Annotated in this window: 17 protein-coding genes; 14 read left to right on the top strand and 3 right to left on the bottom strand. The window is 51.1% G+C overall.

What is annotated here, in order from left to right:
• The first annotated feature begins 18 nt into the window (after positions 1-18).
• The 3 genes from AC8GE9_RS01680 to AC8GE9_RS01670 are packed head-to-tail and all read left to right on the top strand — an operon-like array spanning position 19 to position 2849.
• Complete coding sequence (locus tag AC8GE9_RS01680) at positions 19-894, top strand: PCC domain-containing protein (RefSeq protein ID WP_506675374.1); 876 nt, start codon at positions 19-21, stop codon at positions 892-894.
• 24 nt (positions 895-918) lie between these two features.
• Positions 919-1899 (top strand): NAD(P)H-dependent flavin oxidoreductase, encoded by a 981-nt coding sequence (locus AC8GE9_RS01675; RefSeq protein ID WP_506675373.1) that lies wholly within the window; start codon positions 919-921, stop codon positions 1897-1899.
• A 2-nt stretch (positions 1900-1901) separates the two neighbouring features.
• Positions 1902-2849 (top strand): PaaI family thioesterase, encoded by a 948-nt coding sequence (locus AC8GE9_RS01670; protein ID WP_506675372.1) that lies wholly within the window; start codon positions 1902-1904, stop codon positions 2847-2849.
• A 9-nt stretch (positions 2850-2858) separates the two neighbouring features.
• Here the strand turns inward: AC8GE9_RS01670 and AC8GE9_RS01665 are convergent, their stop codons facing one another.
• Positions 2859-3734, bottom strand: a complete 876-nt coding sequence (locus tag AC8GE9_RS01665; RefSeq protein ID WP_506675371.1) for a lysophospholipid acyltransferase family protein — start codon at positions 3732-3734, stop codon at positions 2859-2861.
• A 102-nt stretch (positions 3735-3836) separates the two neighbouring features.
• Here AC8GE9_RS01665 and AC8GE9_RS01660 point away from each other — a divergent pair, with 102 nt between their 5' ends.
• The 11 genes from AC8GE9_RS01660 to AC8GE9_RS01610 all read left to right on the top strand — a co-directional run bounded on the left by AC8GE9_RS01660 (position 3837) and on the right by AC8GE9_RS01610 (position 13754).
• Entirely contained in the window at positions 3837-4967 is a 1131-nt protein-coding gene (locus AC8GE9_RS01660) for a DSD1 family PLP-dependent enzyme (protein WP_506675370.1), read from the top strand.
• A gap of 177 nt (positions 4968-5144) precedes the next feature.
• On the top strand, positions 5145-5378 hold the full coding sequence (locus AC8GE9_RS01655; RefSeq protein ID WP_506676300.1) for a hypothetical protein: 234 nt from the start codon (positions 5145-5147) through the stop codon (positions 5376-5378).
• Positions 5378-6652 carry a hypothetical protein gene (locus AC8GE9_RS01650; RefSeq protein ID WP_506675369.1) on the top strand — a complete coding sequence of 425 codons (1275 nt, stop codon included), beginning with the start codon at positions 5378-5380 and terminating at the stop codon, positions 6650-6652. The genes AC8GE9_RS01655 and AC8GE9_RS01650 overlap by 1 nt, the downstream gene beginning before the upstream one ends.
• A 35-nt stretch (positions 6653-6687) precedes the next feature.
• Positions 6688-7221 carry a hypothetical protein gene (locus tag AC8GE9_RS01645; RefSeq protein WP_506675368.1) on the top strand — a complete coding sequence of 178 codons (534 nt, stop codon included), beginning with the start codon at positions 6688-6690 and terminating at the stop codon, positions 7219-7221.
• Positions 7218-7916, top strand: a complete 699-nt coding sequence (locus tag AC8GE9_RS01640; RefSeq protein ID WP_506675367.1) for a hypothetical protein — start codon at positions 7218-7220, stop codon at positions 7914-7916. The genes AC8GE9_RS01645 and AC8GE9_RS01640 overlap by 4 nt, the downstream gene beginning before the upstream one ends.
• Positions 7913-8773 (top strand): Flp pilus assembly protein CpaB, encoded by an 861-nt coding sequence (gene cpaB, locus AC8GE9_RS01635; RefSeq protein ID WP_506675366.1) that lies wholly within the window; start codon positions 7913-7915, stop codon positions 8771-8773. Before AC8GE9_RS01640 ends, cpaB begins: the two co-directional genes overlap by 4 nt.
• Positions 8770-10053 carry a type II and III secretion system protein family protein gene (locus AC8GE9_RS01630; protein ID WP_506675365.1) on the top strand — a complete coding sequence of 428 codons (1284 nt, stop codon included), beginning with the start codon at positions 8770-8772 and terminating at the stop codon, positions 10051-10053. Before cpaB ends, AC8GE9_RS01630 begins: the two co-directional genes overlap by 4 nt.
• Positions 10050-11669, top strand: coding sequence for a TadA family conjugal transfer-associated ATPase (locus AC8GE9_RS01625; RefSeq protein WP_506675364.1), 1620 nt, complete (start codon positions 10050-10052; stop codon positions 11667-11669). The genes AC8GE9_RS01630 and AC8GE9_RS01625 overlap by 4 nt, the downstream gene beginning before the upstream one ends.
• Positions 11666-12511, top strand: a complete 846-nt coding sequence (locus AC8GE9_RS01620) for a type II secretion system F family protein (protein ID WP_506675363.1) — start codon at positions 11666-11668, stop codon at positions 12509-12511. Before AC8GE9_RS01625 ends, AC8GE9_RS01620 begins: the two co-directional genes overlap by 4 nt.
• Positions 12512-12513: 2 nt before the next feature.
• Positions 12514-13440 carry a type II secretion system F family protein gene (locus AC8GE9_RS01615; protein ID WP_506675362.1) on the top strand — a complete coding sequence of 309 codons (927 nt, stop codon included), beginning with the start codon at positions 12514-12516 and terminating at the stop codon, positions 13438-13440.
• Positions 13437-13754 (top strand): DUF192 domain-containing protein, encoded by a 318-nt coding sequence (locus AC8GE9_RS01610; protein WP_506675361.1) that lies wholly within the window; start codon positions 13437-13439, stop codon positions 13752-13754. Before AC8GE9_RS01615 ends, AC8GE9_RS01610 begins: the two co-directional genes overlap by 4 nt.
• Here AC8GE9_RS01610 and AC8GE9_RS01605 read toward each other — a convergent pair.
• Positions 13694-14488, bottom strand: a complete 795-nt coding sequence (locus AC8GE9_RS01605) for a BPSS1780 family membrane protein (protein ID WP_506675360.1) — start codon at positions 14486-14488, stop codon at positions 13694-13696. The genes AC8GE9_RS01610 and AC8GE9_RS01605 overlap by 61 nt on opposite strands.
• Positions 14488-15465 carry a homoserine kinase gene (locus tag AC8GE9_RS01600; RefSeq protein ID WP_506676299.1) on the bottom strand — a complete coding sequence of 326 codons (978 nt, stop codon included), beginning with the start codon at positions 15463-15465 and terminating at the stop codon, positions 14488-14490. Before AC8GE9_RS01600 ends, AC8GE9_RS01605 begins: the two co-directional genes overlap by 1 nt.
• Between the last annotated feature and the right edge of the window lie 137 nt (positions 15466-15602).

The following is a 15602-nucleotide window of genomic DNA, read 5'->3' as shown; positions in this document are numbered from 1 at the left end:
CCTCTTTAAATGTCCACCATGCGTCACATTGCCCACCCCGGAATACCCGATTCGCAGCGTATTTTTTATGTGCCTACTTCTGCACGTACTCTGCAAGGTTCGCTCTCTACAGGGCAAACCTTATTACGCGCAGTCACCGAGTTGGCTGAGATGCATGGTGTAAAAAGTGGTGCGTTCACGTTAAATGGGGGTGCGTTCGGCTCATTTAGCTACGTAATGCCGGCTCTTTCAAAAAATCCTGAACATGCCGTCTATTTTAGCGACACCTTTTTTGTTGAGGGCCAGGTCGCGCTTGAAACGGCCACCGTCACCTACGGACTCAAGGAGGGTCGTCCCTGGTTGCACTCTCATGCCGTCTGGATTGAGCCCAGCGGTCGACGTCATTGTGGCCATTTATTGCCCGATCAAATCATTGTGGTAGCCCCCATCGCACTGAGCGGCATTGCACTTGACACCGCAGCCTTCACGGTTTGTCCCGACGCAGAGACAAACTTTTCATTATTTATGCCTTTGCCGCATGGTGCGCAAGTGCCGCCTCCTAAGACCTCTGTGACGAATCATCAGACTGCGTATGCGCTGAGGCTCGCGCCCAATATTGATTTCTGTACGGCCTTGGAGGACTTTTGTCGCGCACACGAGATTGAATGTGCGACAATTTTCGGCGGTGTCGGTAGCACTGTGGGCGCGGTGTTTCAGGATGGTAGCGTGGTAGAGCCTTTTGTCACGGAGTTATTGATTCGCTCAGGATGTATCGTGTCCGGACCTCAAGGGCACGCGCTTGCTGAGCTTGATGTCGCGATGGTGGATTACAAAGGTGGCATCTCAGAAGGGCGACTTGCCAGAGGCTCGAACCCTATTCTGGTCACCGCCGAGCTGGTGATTTGTCCAAATTAAAATCAAGCAAAAAAGGGAGCAATCGTGCATACAGCACTGACAAAAAAGCTGGGAATCGAACATCCCATTATTCAGGGAGGCATGCAGTGGATCGGTCGGGCCGAGCTCGTCGCCGCTGTTTCCAATGCGGGGGCTCTAGGCACGTTGACGGCGTTGACCCAACCAACACCCGAAGCCTTACGAGATGAAATCGCGCGCTTACGCACGATGACAGACCGTCCTTTTGCCGTGAATCTGACATTTTTACCGACGCTCAAACCCATACCTTATGAGGCTTACCGGGATGTGATCATTGACTGCGGCATCAAAATTGTGGAAACCGCGGGCAATAATCCTTCTGCCCATATGCCTGAGCTCAAGGCCGCTGGCATTACCGTCATCCACAAGTGCACGACTGCCCGTCATGCACTGAAGGCTCAGCAAATCGGTGTGGATATGGTGAGCATTGATGGCTTCGAATGCGCAGGTCATACCGGCGAAGAAGACATTCCCGGGCTCATCTTGATCCCTTCGGCCGTTGCAAAACTAAGCATCCCTGTGATTGCTTCTGGAGGATTTAGTGATGGTAAGGGTCTGGTTGCGGCCTTGGCGCTTGGTGCAGAGGGCATCAACATGGGAACCCGCTTCATGTGTACCCAAGAGTCCCCGGCCCATTTAAATATCAAGCAAGCGATTGTCGATAACGCCGAGACAGATACGGCGCTGATTCTACGTAGCCTACGCAACAGCAGTCGTGTTGCCCGTACGCAGCTGGCCCAGAGCATTATCGACATGGAAAAGGCAGGGGCGACTATCGAGGAGATTGGTCCAAAAGTCTCAGGCGCCAAAGGGCGACGCGTCTATGAGGAGGGTGATATTGAAGGCGGTATTTGGACAGTCGGTATGGTTCAGGGCCTGATTCATGATATCCCGACCTGTGCGGTATTGGTGCGTCGTATTGTCGACGAAGCAGAAGCCATCATTGAGCAGCGACTCATGGCGTTGACGGGGCGGAGCACGGTTTAAGTATGAAGACGCTAGATTTAGACAATCACCCCATTTATAAAAAAGCCAAGCGGTCGATTGCACTCACACGTACGCCCGGCTATCACTTTTGCGGCAACTTCTTTGATTTTGTCTACGACAACGCCAGCTCCGAGCATTCCGAAGTACATATCGATCCAGAGCCGCAAAATACCGACCATGATCAGAGCGTGCACCTTTTTTTACTTGCTATTTTGGCGGACATGGGCTTGGCGACAGGCATACGTTTCGGACGGGATGACCACACCCGATTAGCCACTGTTTCCTTGAGTCTCCAATTCACGGGCGCAAGACCGACGGGACGTGTGGTAGCTGTGACAGATACCCAGGGCTACTTACAGGGTGCCAAGGGGGGTCAAGGGGTGAGCTTGACCCATATCAAAGCCGATAACACCTTGATCGCGGTGGGCTATGGTGCCTTCATGATCTTGCCCGTACCCAACGGCGCCACGCTCCCAGCCGTACCTTGGGTTGAAAAAAAAGCGCCTGTCGATCCGCCGCTGGATTTACAAACGCTGACAAACGATGAAAAGTGGATCCTGGAGCGCGTCAAGGCCAGTATCGAATATTGCGAGCGGACCGGAGAAGAGTTTGCTTTACACTTTTTAAATTTTCGTCCCTCTCCGCAAGAGCGCGGTGCATACTGTGAAGTGTTAAATGGTCCTCACATTGCCAATCGGGTTGGATATGTCCAGGGCGGCGTCATCCTTGCGCTTGGCATGGTGACAGCCAATGCGGCTTTAGGTAAAGAATGGATGCTCTCGGGTGTCACGGCAACGTATATCAGTCCGGGCGAGGGCGAGGCCATTCGCGCAGAGTCGAAAATCATCCATCAGGGAAGAATGACGGCTGTGGTGCAAACCTCGATCTATAACAAAACCGGCCGTCTGGCTCTCGAGGTCCTCAGTACGCATGTCCGTAAAGCGGATTGAGCGTCTGATTCATTGCACTCGAAGTTTTTTAGACTTTGGCGCCTTGTAGCGGTGGTAGCCCCACAGATACTGCTCAGGCATTTTGCGAATCATTTCTTCCATTTCGGCATTGACCGCGCCCGCAGCAGCTTCGATGTCATCGGGTAGGGGTTCGACCAGCTCCTTGTATTCGAGCGTATACCCTTTACCAATCCCATTGCGTTTGGCCGCCAGCACAAAGATCTTCGCGCCTGTCAGTTTTTGCAGGCGTTGAACCAAGGTCATCGTATAGGCCGGACGTCCAAAAAAAGGTGCTAGAACGCCTTCACCATCGGGTGGCACCTGATCGGGCAATATTCCGATGGTGTTGCCCCGCATCAGTGTTTTAACGAGGGCGCGCACACCTAATTGATTGGCAGGCGCCATCTTGAGATGTGGTCGCGAACGCATCTCAATAATCCAGTCTTGCAACCACACTTTTCTAGGGGGTCTAAACAACACCGTCGAAGGGAAGTGACTACTGTAGACGGGCCCAAGCAATTCGAAGCAGCCCGCATGTGGCGAAAGTAAGATGACGCCTTTTCCTTTGGCCAGTGCAAGTCGAAACTGATCCCAGTTGTCACAGTGCAGTTTGGTATTGATAAAAGGGAGATTGCGACGTGTCCACCAGAATGGCATTTCAAATATCAGCTGCCCATTACTAAGCATTGCTGAGCGAAGCGTGGCGCGTGTGGCCTCGGGAAAAGCTTGGCGCAGGTTGACCCAGGCCCGCTCTTTATAGCGACTGGGCAGTATCCAGGCGACCCATCCGGCGCAAACCCCGATGACTTGCAAGAGGGTCAGAGGCAACATACCGAGTGACTTAAACAGCGCAGTGAGCAACTGCGGGGTAATTTTATTGAGCATTCTGAAACAAAAAGAGTAGAGGCGCCCACGCGAAAGCAGCTAAAAGCGCGTAGAGATAGAATAAGCAGGTTCACAGCCTTTCTGCAAATGCACAGATCCTATATGAAAATCTCAGATCTCTCTACCCCCGCTGCTTTAATTGATATTGCCCGTATGGAACGCAATATTAGCCGTATGCAAACGCGTATGGATCGGTTGGGTGTCAGTTTTCGGCCACACGTTAAAACCTCCAAATGCGTCGAGGTGACCCAGACGCAAATCAAAGCGGGTGCTCGCGGGATTACAGTCTCCACCCTCAAGGAAGCAGAGCAGTTTTTTGCGGCCGGGATCACGGATATTCTTTATGCTGTGGGCATCACGGCCAACAAGTTTCCCCAGGCGCTTGCCTTGCTTCGCAAGGGATGCGACCTCAAGATTTTGACCGATAGCGTACAGTCCGCAGCCGCGATTTCAGCCTTTGGGATCGCCAACGATATTCGCTTCAAGGTCATGATTGAAATTGACACCGATGACCATCGCTCCGGTATAAAACCCGACAGTCCTCAGCTGTTAGACGTTGCCCAAGCACTGGCCGTCGGAGGTGCAGAGTTGTTTGGCGTGATGACGCATGCGGGCTCAAGCTACGACCTCAATACGCCTGAAGCGCTTGAGCAAATGGCTGAGCAAGAACGCGCCGGCTGTGTGCGCGCGGCCCAACGTTTGCGCGAGGCCGGCTTTCAATGTCCCGTCGTCAGCGTAGGCTCGACACCCACGGCTCTGTCGGCACGTCAACTTGAGGGCGTCACCGAAGTGCGAGCTGGCGTCTATGTATTTTTTGATTTGGTGATGCATAACGTTGGTGTGTGTGCGACGGATGATATTGCACTGAGTGTGTTGACAACGGTCATTGGGCATCAAGAGGAAAAAGGATGGGTCATTGTCGATGCAGGATGGATGGCCATGAGTCGCGATCGTGGTACTCAAAAGCAAACGACGGACTTCGGTTATGGCCAGGTGTGCGCCGCTGACGGTACGCCACTCTCAGGCTATATGATGACGGGCGCCAATCAAGAACACGGCATTATTTCCCGTCGCGATGAGCCCGACCTTTCGATTGCGACGCGTTTTCCGGTGGGGACTCAATTACGTCTTTTGCCTAATCACGCTTGCGCGACAGCTGCCCAATTTCCTGAATATCAGGTGCTGACAACCCAACAAAATATTCAAACCTGGCCGCGATTTTACGGATGGTAGTTCTTAGCTAGGTCAATGACCTGGCTTAATCGAGCCATTGTGGGTGTTGCGAATTGAGTTAAAGCAACGCACTCTGCACACTACGTCTCTTACTTTTAATGAGAGGCTGGTGTGCACACAACAAGCAAACAATCAAGACGACCCGGGTATACGCTCGAGCGCCAACGTGGCCAGGGAATGACTGAGTACATCATTATTGTGGCGCTCGTTGCCGTGGCGGCGATTGCGGTGTATCAATATCTCGGACAGGTATTGCGCTCACAGACTGCGGCTGTTGCGAGAGAACTCGCGGGCGAAGACGGCACCCAACAAACCCGAACCGCCAAAAGTGCCTCGCAAGGCGCAAAAGATCAAGCGAAAGCAAAGTCACTAAAGAGCTTCACTGGCAACGCCGGTGCAGCCAAGCGCTAATGTCGCGCAATAGCCGACAGACAGGACAAGTCATGTTGATGGGCTTGGTGTTGTGCGGTGCGGGCGTGTTGGCCTGGGGTTTGATGCTTGAACTAGGTCGGCGTGTGCATGATCAGTCATCATTAAATCGCGCAACGGATGCTGCGGCTTATACCGCAGCACTGATTCAGGCACGCGCGCTCAATTTGCATGCCTACCTCAATCGCGCGCACATTGCCCATCAGCTCGGCATGGCCCATATCATCGCTGTGGCAACCGCGACACAATACCGCGCCAAGCTTGCACGTCAGGCACGGATCCGAAACCCTCCACCCAGCCTGATCGGTGCATTTTTTGGTCCACAGCACGCGCTGGCCTATACCTCAGCGCTGAGAGGAGGGCTCCCAGACTTAGATTCGCTGCAGACGTTTAGAGATGCCTTTTTACGCCATGAGCGACACGTGCATCAAGTCATTGCCCAGGTCAGGCAGCTTCAAATAAAGGATTTTGAGCGTCAGCGCGAACAAGCGATTCAACAAGTGTTGATTGCCAATGTCGGGCATAGCGGAGGAGCGTTGAGGGGAGACTCACTCCAGCAACTAGGCTTGAAGGTTGACCTGACTTTAGATGACTCTAAAGGGCTCGTCGTCCAACACTCTGCCAACACACCTATTTGGCGAGATTTTTTATCGACACTCGTCGAGCAGTATGATTTTTTATCAGAGAGAAAACATACGCAACGCAATGTATGGATGATCAATCCACGCTGCCCACTCAAACGACATGAGCTGCGCAGACAAGGTCATGTGCGATTAGGTCGCGATGGGCAGTGGCGGTCTGAGGAAACACTATCGTTTCATGCCTTGCGCTACAACAAAATAGTAGGTTGTTATCACCGAGAGTATCCGATGGGTTGGGCCGCGCTTTCTACCCAAGGATCTCAACAGAGCCTTGAGATGACAGGCATTAAATTGCCAGACTTCTCACGTCAGGTCTTTTGGCGCTGGGCTAAAACCCAACGTAGCGGCGCATCACTGACCCAGCTTTTTGGACGAAATGCCGAAACCAAGTGGGTCTCCAAAGGCGTGGGGCAATATGCCGCGCTGGCAACGGGTCGCGACGATAAACCCGTGCGCATCGCTCTAAAGGTTTCGCAGACACTCGATAAGCATTCGGTGATCAGCGCCCTCGCCACGGCACACGCTTATTTTCAGAATCCAACACAGAGTCGATCGCCTAGCATTTTCGAACCCTATTGGCGCGCCACACTCATCCCGAATCTCACTTCGCCATGATGTGTCGACAACACAATTTTCAGCTCGGACAAGCCATGTTCGAAGCGCTATTTATTCTCTTGATTCTGATGACATTAATGTTTGCCATTCAGTATTCCGGTCAACTCCGGTCACATTCATTAGCGTTGCTAGGAGAGAGTAGCTACCTCAGTTTTATAAAAAGTACGAAAAAAAATGTTCTTCCAGAACGGTCAAAGGCTGAGCTCTCAGAACAGCTTTTAGAAATAGAGGAGCATCGTTTGCTCAAGGTCCAAAGCAATCAAAGTGATGTTCCCTATAAAAGATCGGCTGCACATCGACTCTTTCCCTTTTCTCCGATACAGCGGAGCAGTTACCTGCAGATCGATGCTGGCGATAGCCCTTCGGCACAAGAGACTCAGTCTCGTATTGCACGTTCAACATCCGCCTGGAGTGTGGTCGCGGATAAAACACACAGAGTGATTCAACCGCAAAGACCATCCCTGTCAAAGATGGATACGCCTTGGGGGCGTGGGCATCTGACCATGGATTGGTTGACGCGTTGGGCAGGGCAGTCACCCGGGAGGGCGGCAAAAGGACGAGCGCCGTGAATATGTTCATTGCACGCTTTTTCTATGGCATGATTTTTTTCGGACATTGCTTTGCGTATAGCGCTGAAGTACTCAGTATCGCTCGACAGCACCTGCTCGGGCCTCCGCATTCGCTATCGAGTCAACACAAGATATATCTCAGTGATCATGAGCTCACTCTGACTCGCTGGAGTTTGGCGCAGCAGCTTGATGATGTCATACAGCACTTTTCAAGGCAAGTGCCTGAGGATACGCTTGCCTGGAGTGACGGTTTGGTCATGCAGATGCTTTGGACCTCAGCCGAGCACTCCCATGTGCTCGCGCTCAGACCAGAGAGCGATGAGCGAGTGACGGTCATTCTCTCCAGTATGCGTCTAAAACCCTTAGTTTCAACCGGATCGATCAAAAGTCTTTTTTCAAATCCTCGTCTCGCAGCGACTTTGATGCTTGACGTGAAAGATATTTCAGAGGATGTCGCATCTTCAACCATGATTTTTTCCTCTGGACAGTCCATTCCCTTTTTGTATCAAGCGCTAAGGGACATTCTCAGTCTTGAACATTGGTCTGTGTCAGAAGACTTTAAAAAAGTCCTCACACGATCGCATTCACAGAAAATCCAAGCAAGGCTTCGTCGGACTGTGATGAACATCGATTTGATTGATCACTTAGGTAAAACATTTATATATGTCCAAACGTCAGAGGGAGATCCACGTTGAACCTATCGCAAACTAAAGCGAAGTGGGGGTTGATGGTGTTGTCAATTGTCTTGGGTGGTGTTTCAGCCTGGGCAATTGAACAACATTTAAATGATAAAACGCAGGAGATTGAGTCTCGCGCCAGACTAGAGCAGCTGACTTTGTGGGTGGCTGCGAGAGATTTGACGCGTGAGACGACGATTGAGGCGTCTGATGTGGTCGCTGAGATGTTTCCCGTCAAATGGGCGCCCGATGACGCTATTTTCCAAGAGCAAGCTGATACCTTGATTGGAAAAAAACTCGTGTCTGATGTGCGTGCTGGGCAACCCTTGCTGCATATCCATTTGCAGGATTTGGAGCCGCCCGGCGTATCGACCTTATTAGAACCAGAATTTAAAGCGGTCTCTATTACGGTGGATCCCAGTAGCGCGGCCTCAGGTCTCATCCGGGGAGGCGATCGGGTTGATTTATTTGTTTCTTTAGATCATCAGGGCAAGCGTCTAACGCTAGGGCTATTGCAATCCGTCCGGGTCCTGGGTGTTGGTCATTTATCGATGGCGTATCCCCGTAACGAAAGTGCCTCATCTTCGTCAGAGGCCCATATCACTTTAGCGGTATCTCATGCAGAGGCAGTCAAACTCGTCGCTGCACGAGAGGCCGGTTCGATCAGTGCGGTCTTGAGTTCACCGGGCAATGCAGAACAAACGCTGAGTCTTCGATCAAGCGCGGGGGATTTGGCCGCCTTGCTTGGCCTGCCGAGCAAGCCTGTTGAGCGTGTTGTGCCAATCCTGTATGGAGACCGATTAACTTCTGCATCCACGCACGAAGATGATCCTGACGCGTCAAGTATTTTGCCGCGAACGGTGGGGACACGATGAGTTTCGTCATCGGATGTTTGGCCTCAATCGTGTTGTTGTTACCGTTTAACGCGATGGGACAGGAAAGTCTGAAGCTCGAAGTCGGCTCATCGACCGTATTAAAGCTTGCAAATGTAGAACGCTTGGCGATTGGCAATGGCGAAGTGGTTCAGGCAACAGTGATTAATCAAAATGAAATTGTTGTGTTTGGTAAAAAATCTGGCTCCACCACGCTGGATATTTGGCGCACGACGGGAAAAAGAGTGTCATATCAGATTCGTGTTGCACCTGAAGGCTTTTCTCGTGTTCAGGAAGACATCAAAAGCTTGCTCAAAACGATCCCGATGGCCAGAAGCTCAGTCGTTGGCGATAAATTAATCATCGAAGGTGAAAATTTGTCTGACTCCGATCAAGCAAAAATTTCAAGGCTGGCGCAGCGCTATCCTGAACTACTCGACTTCACGAGTCAGGTTGGTTGGGACAAAATGGTTCTTCTGGATGTCCAGGTGATCGAAATCCCCTCTGCGCGACTGCAGGAAATGGGGGTGCGGTGGGATAGTAGTTTGCCCCTACCTTTAAGCGGAGCAGGAGGACTGCCTGGAATGAGGGGGTTATTGTCAGCGCGTCTGAGCGCGCTCGCGCAGACGGGTGAAGCCACCATTCTTGCGCAACCCCAACTGCTTGCGCGTAGCGGGGCGACAGCGAGCTTTGAAGCAGGCGGGGAGGTTCCCTACACAACGACGAACAAGGATGGCAGGACGTCGACCTCTTTTAAAAAATACGGTGTGTCCCTCAACATCACCCCTCAAGTTGATCGCAATCTTGCTGTCCGTTCAAAAATTGACATCGAAGTCAGTTCAGTTGATCAGACGCTAGCGTCCTCCTCTGGTCCCGCGCTCAAGGTTCGACGCGCCTCAACTGAGTTTAATGTGCGTTCAGGTCAGACGCTGGTATTGGGTGGCTTTCTGTCTCGCGAACGAACGCGTGATAGGGAGGGTGTGCCCGGTCTCTCAGAAATACCTGTCGTGGGAGGTTTGTTTGGCGTCAATCGGGATCATTATCGAGAGACTGAGTTGGCCATATTTGTGACACCAGTCGTCGTCAATGCGGAACATCCAGGTATGACACAGCGTGTTGATAATGCCGCGATGATAGTAGAGCAGGAATTTGGCTCTTTACCGAGACTCAATACTCCGGTGATGCCCACGCAAGAGCAACCGAGTTGGCATCAGAAACAGTCTTCATTTTCACAATGGGACGCCAACGAGCCTGTGCTTGATCAATGGAGCAAATCTGAATGATGGACTTACTGATTCTTTATGAAGATGGGCGTCGCGAAAGAATGCAACATACGGTCCCGTTCGTCTTGGGGCGTGGCATAGAATGCGAGGCGCGTATTCCCCACTGGCGTGTGGCGCGTCGCCATTTACGTGTCACAAAGAGTATCGACGGATACCAGGTGGAAGATCTCGGTTCTTTGTATGGAACGCGAGTAAATGGACGAAAATTTTCCCTCCATAGTCCACTGATGGAAAGCGACGAATTTGTTGTGGGTCCTTGTCTGATCCGTCTATTCCCTGCTGCGCGCACAACGAATAGTTCATGTCGTGACATTGACTCAGAAGTATGCGCACCCGAGGCCACAGTGCTTGCGCAACCTTCACAGATATCGAGCAAAGATTTTCGCGATATTAGACGCGACTTACATACCGGATTGCTTAAAGCGTTTGACTTGAGACGCAACGACATCGCTGCTTTATCTGAACAGGCACTCAGGGAGCAAGCCACTCAATGCGTCTCTTCGCTCCTCGACGATCACTTAAATCCTCTTGTGGGTGCGCAAAGGCTTGAACTAATCGATCTTGTGGTGGATGAAGCGATCGGCTTGGGTGTGCTTGAGCCGATGCTCGCAGATCCGTTGATTACAGAAATTATGGTGAACCGTTTTGATGAAATTTTTATCGAACGTTGCGGACGGATCGAGCCATGTCACGCTCAATTTAGTGGTGAACAAGCCGTGCGAGGTGTCATTGAACGTATTGTTTTTCCACTCGGTCGAAGACTGGATGATGCAGCGCCGATGGTGGATGCCCGTTTGCATGATGGTTCAAGGATCAATGCCGTCATTCCTCCTGTCGCACTCAGAGGTGCGAGTATGACGATTCGTAAATTTACTAATAAGGGAATTGATTTAGAGGGCTTGGTTCAAAATAAGACCCTCAGCGTCGAACTGGCTCAGTTTTTAAGTCTATGTGTTCGTCAAAAGATGAATATTCTTGTCTCGGGAGGAACAGGTTCAGGCAAGACGACCTTGCTGAATGTTTTAGCGAGTTGCGTTCCGACCGATCAGCGCATTGTCACGATCGAGGATTCGGCCGAGCTACAGATCAATCATCCGCATGTCATGGCGCTCGAGGCACGTCCAGAAAACGCAGAGGGACGAGGCGCGATTAGCTTGCGTGCACTGGTCAGAAACGCACTCCGAATGCGTCCCGACCGCATTGTCGTTGGAGAGGTTAGGGGGCCAGAGGCAATCGATATGCTGGCTGCAATGAATACCGGTCACGAAGGATCTCTGACGACGTTACATGCCAATACCCCTCGAGATGCACTTTCTAGACTAGAAACGATGATTTTGTCTGCGAATGCAGGACTCCCTCTCAATGCCATACGTGAACAAATCGGTTCGGCGGTTCATTTGATTGTTCAGCAAGCGCGTCTTCCAGATGGAAGGCGAATGATTCATGATGTCGCCGAAGTCGTTGGTGTAGAGTCGGGATGCATTCAAATGCAGACATTGGTGGCTTTTGATCGAAAGCGTGGCCTGGCGACGCCACAAGGACTGATTCCGCAATGTTTTGAGCATTGGGACTCTGAGATCGATTCAAGCTTATTGCACTGGTTCGCTTGCGCATGATTTATGTCGGGTTGCTATTTTCTTGCCTCTCTGTCGCGATAGCGTGTTGGCTGATTCATTATCTCGCAAACCTTGCTTGGACGCGCTATCGCAGTTCCGTGACAGAACATGCTCAAACGAGTTTGTCCGAATTGTTTGTCTTTATCGATACGACACATTTGTGGCAGGCGTTGTGTTGTCTCTCTTTTACGATGGGGTTAGCAGTCTGGTTATTTAGCAGTAGTGTGGTGCTTGCCTTGGTATTAAGCGCATTGACCCTCGTGCTACCAAGGGTCATCTTGACTGCGGCGCTCCGTCGTCGCATGGAACGTTTCGATGCGCAATGGCCAGATGCACTGACAGCGATCGCGGGTGCGTTGCGCTCTGGCGCGAGTATAGGGATTGCGCTTAAAAACTATGCTGAGGATGCGCCTGCGCCGATGTCACAGGAACTGAGTTTAGTCTTGAGAGAACATCGCATGGGCTTGCCATTAAATCAGGCTTTAGATGCACTCAACCAAAGAATGCCGACTGAAAGCGTAGAGTTAGTCACTGCACTGTTGGCGGTCGGTCATGCGTCGGGCGGTTCACTCGCTGATTTATTAGAGCGCTTATCTGCAAACCTACGTGCGCGACAGCATGTCAATGGCAAGATCCATGTTTTAACGGCGCAAGGAAAAATGCAAGCTTGGGTCATGGGCGCCTTGCCACTGTTGTTGTTGGCGGCTCTGAGCCTCATTGATCCTGACTCAGTCCAATTAATGTTTTTGAGTACTACCGGTCAATGTATGCTGGGTGTCGTATTGTTGCTTGAGGTGTTGGGGATTGTTTGGTTACGTCGCATTTTGACGATTGAGGTTTAACAATGGTCTATCTTGCAACAAGCTGTGCCGTTGTCGCCGTTTTTTTGTTCACGATTTTGTTATTACCCTTGATCAGCCGTTTTTTTAAAAAGTCCTCCTCTGTATCCGCCGCGTATATTAAAAACGCGGCTACGCAGTCGGACGGTATCGCTTCAACGTCTTTCAGTATGACTAAGGAACGCCATCCTTTGTGGCGAATTTCTAAAACCTTGGGCGATCCCTTTCAACCTGCTGTGACATGGGGACAGCGCAGGAGAATATCCAATCATTTAGAACGCGCTGGCTTGAGTGATTGGACTTTTTCACAGGTCTATTTTTTGCAATGTGTGGCTGCTTTGCTGTGTTTGATGACCGCTATTTGGTGCTTGTTGTCTTCACTGATCGCCTTGCGGGTAACGGCTTTTTTCGCTTTGATTGCTTGCGGTTGTTGCGGTTGGTGGATGCCGTTGTGGTGGTTAATGCGTAGGCATCAGCTTCGGCTTCGTTCCATTAGCCGTCAATTCCCGTTTTTTTTAGATATGGTTGGCTTGGGACTAGATGCCGGACTGAATCTTCAGGCCTCAGTTCAGATTGCTCTGGAACACGTGGGTGAGGGTGCCTTGCATCAAGAATGGTCAAAAATGCTTGCAGAGATGCGTGCAGGACAATCTCGCACCCAAGCCTTACGCCAACTGAGCCAGAGACTTCAACTTCCGAGTATGCGTCAGTTGATTTCATCACTTATACAAGGAGAGTCGATGGGGTTCAGTTTGGGACGCATCATTCAGGTGTATGCCGATCAGCAAAGAGCGCAGCGCCTGATGCACGCTGAAAAACAGGCCTTACAAGCGCCTGTCAAAATGTTGTTTCCCATGGCGCTTTGTATTTTTCCTTGCACGTTTATCGTCTTGGGCTTTCCCGTCGTTGTTCAGCTCATGGCGCTGCAATGAACATTATTAAAGCCAGTACCTGGTTGAGTCGAGCCGGTGGACTTCTTGTACGACCATCTCTAAAACAAGGCGAAGTGCTTTGGCTCACCCCCTGCAACGCGATTCACACCTTTGGCATGCGCTATCCCATCGCTGTGTTTTTTTTAGATCAGCAAGGTCAGGTGATTGAGGTGCGCCCCAGCGTGATGCCCAATCGCATTGCTTACTGCTTAAGTGCGCACTCTGTATGTGAAATGTTGCCAATAAACGTTGATCAGACCGGAGTTGTTTCGTCGCTGCTTTCTGTAGGGATATTGTCAAAGACGGCGACGTAGCTTGTATAAAAACTACAGTACAACACCGAGGTTGCAACCACATTGAGCGGTACCTGGACCGTCGCAGCAGTAGATGGAGAAAGGCCAATGAGTTCGAGCATACTGACAAGAGTATCGATACCTAAAAAAACCGCGAGCCAACAGAGTCCGTAAACTAAAAATGCCCATTTGTTGCGCCAACAGGCGATCCAACTAAAAAACAGTGCTTGGGTGATACGAATACCGTGCCATCCGACCAACGCTGGCGCAAACCAAAAGATCGCCGCCATGACGACATACATGAGCGCGAAAATCACCATCGGTGTTCGCACAGCTTCCATCAAAGGCAATAAGTCATTGGTTTTTTCTACATTTCTGAGCGCTTCCGTGACCTCACCTGAAAAGGGCATAAAAACCGCCAAGCCTAGCAGCAGGCAAAATACGACGTAGAGCCCACCCATGCCTAAAAGGCGACGAAAAATCAGAGGTTGACGAAGGGGTTCAATCCACGTGCCAAGCAATATCCGACGTCCTTCTGTCGCATGCCGTCCCGCAGATAATGAAAGCAGGGTCGCTGTGGGCATCAGGACAATAAAAAAAATGGGACCTATTGGAGGCGTGATCGTGGCGATCATCAGCAGTAAGCTCACGAACATTGCCCAAGAAAAAAAGGCTAAAGGCTGGCTTTTAAAAAGCAACCAGCCATCGCGAACCCACATCCATCCTGAAAGTGCTTTTAAAGGGACTGCTTGCATCAATGTTCCTTAGGTAGCGCGGGTATTGCGCCGGTTGTTCTTTCGATCAATATGCGCTCAAAATGACCAGGATCATGGGGTTTGAGCGTTTGTGCGGGTCGAGGGAGATAAAAGTCATACAGCCTAGAGATCCAGAAGCGTAAAGCCGCGCCTCTGAGCATGGCCGGCCAGACTTGCCTTTCAGCGTCCGTAAAGGGACGAATCTCGGCATATGCGGCGAGCCAAGAGTCGAGGAGATCCGGTTGCAAGATGCCGTTCGCGTGTTCGATACACCAGTCATTGACGCAGACGGCAACGTCAAAAATCCAAGTGTCGACCCCGGCAAAATAAAAATCTATGAATCCGCCCATGACGGGCGCCTCATAGGTTCCCGCAAACAGCACATTGTCTCGGAACAGGTCGCAATGCGAGGGGCCGCGAGGCAGTGACAGATAGTCCGCTGTCAGGGCAAGCGCTTGCTGTTCAGCGAGGGCAACTTTTAAGCGCTGAGCTAGTGCTTGATCTAAAAAGGGCAATACCGTGGGAGCTGTTTGCGCCCACCATGTCAGACCGCGTAAATTGGGTTGAGGAATGCCAAAGTCCTTGCCCGCTAGATGTGCACGGGCGAGTGTCGAGCCTGCGATCGCGCAGTGCTTGGCACTTGGTTTTATTTCATAACTGCCGGGTAGTTTAGAGACGATCGCTGCAGGCTTGCCGTGCAGGGTAGAGAGTCTCTTACCATCCAGACGGGTTTGAGGTTGAGGGACAGGAATCGCCTGTTGAGCAAGGTGATTCATCAGCTCGATGTAAAAGGGTAACTGCTCAGCCTTTAACACCTCAAACACAGTTAATACATACTCTCCCCGCGACGTTGTCAGGAAAAAGTTGCTGTTTTCGATCCCTGCGGCGATACCTTTTAACGCAAGGAAATCCCCGATTGCGTAATCAGCTAATAAAGCGCGGGCGTCATTTTCGCTGACTTGAGTAAATACTGCCATAGATGTAGGGTAAAGCACATTGAGAGATCTTTCGATTTTAGCAAGGATGCCCTCGCCGGATTCCTCATTGGTCGATTTGTTTTTAAACAATAGGTTCCAAGGCATATAAAATGCGGATTGTTTCGAATTGTCCGGTT

Source organism: Zwartia lucis (assembly GCF_965234455.1).
Classification (GTDB): Bacteria; Pseudomonadota; Gammaproteobacteria; order Burkholderiales; family Burkholderiaceae_B; genus Zwartia; species Zwartia lucis.
The sequence above is the reverse complement of the archived record's forward strand: the minus strand, read 5'-3'. Positions and strand labels throughout refer to the sequence as shown.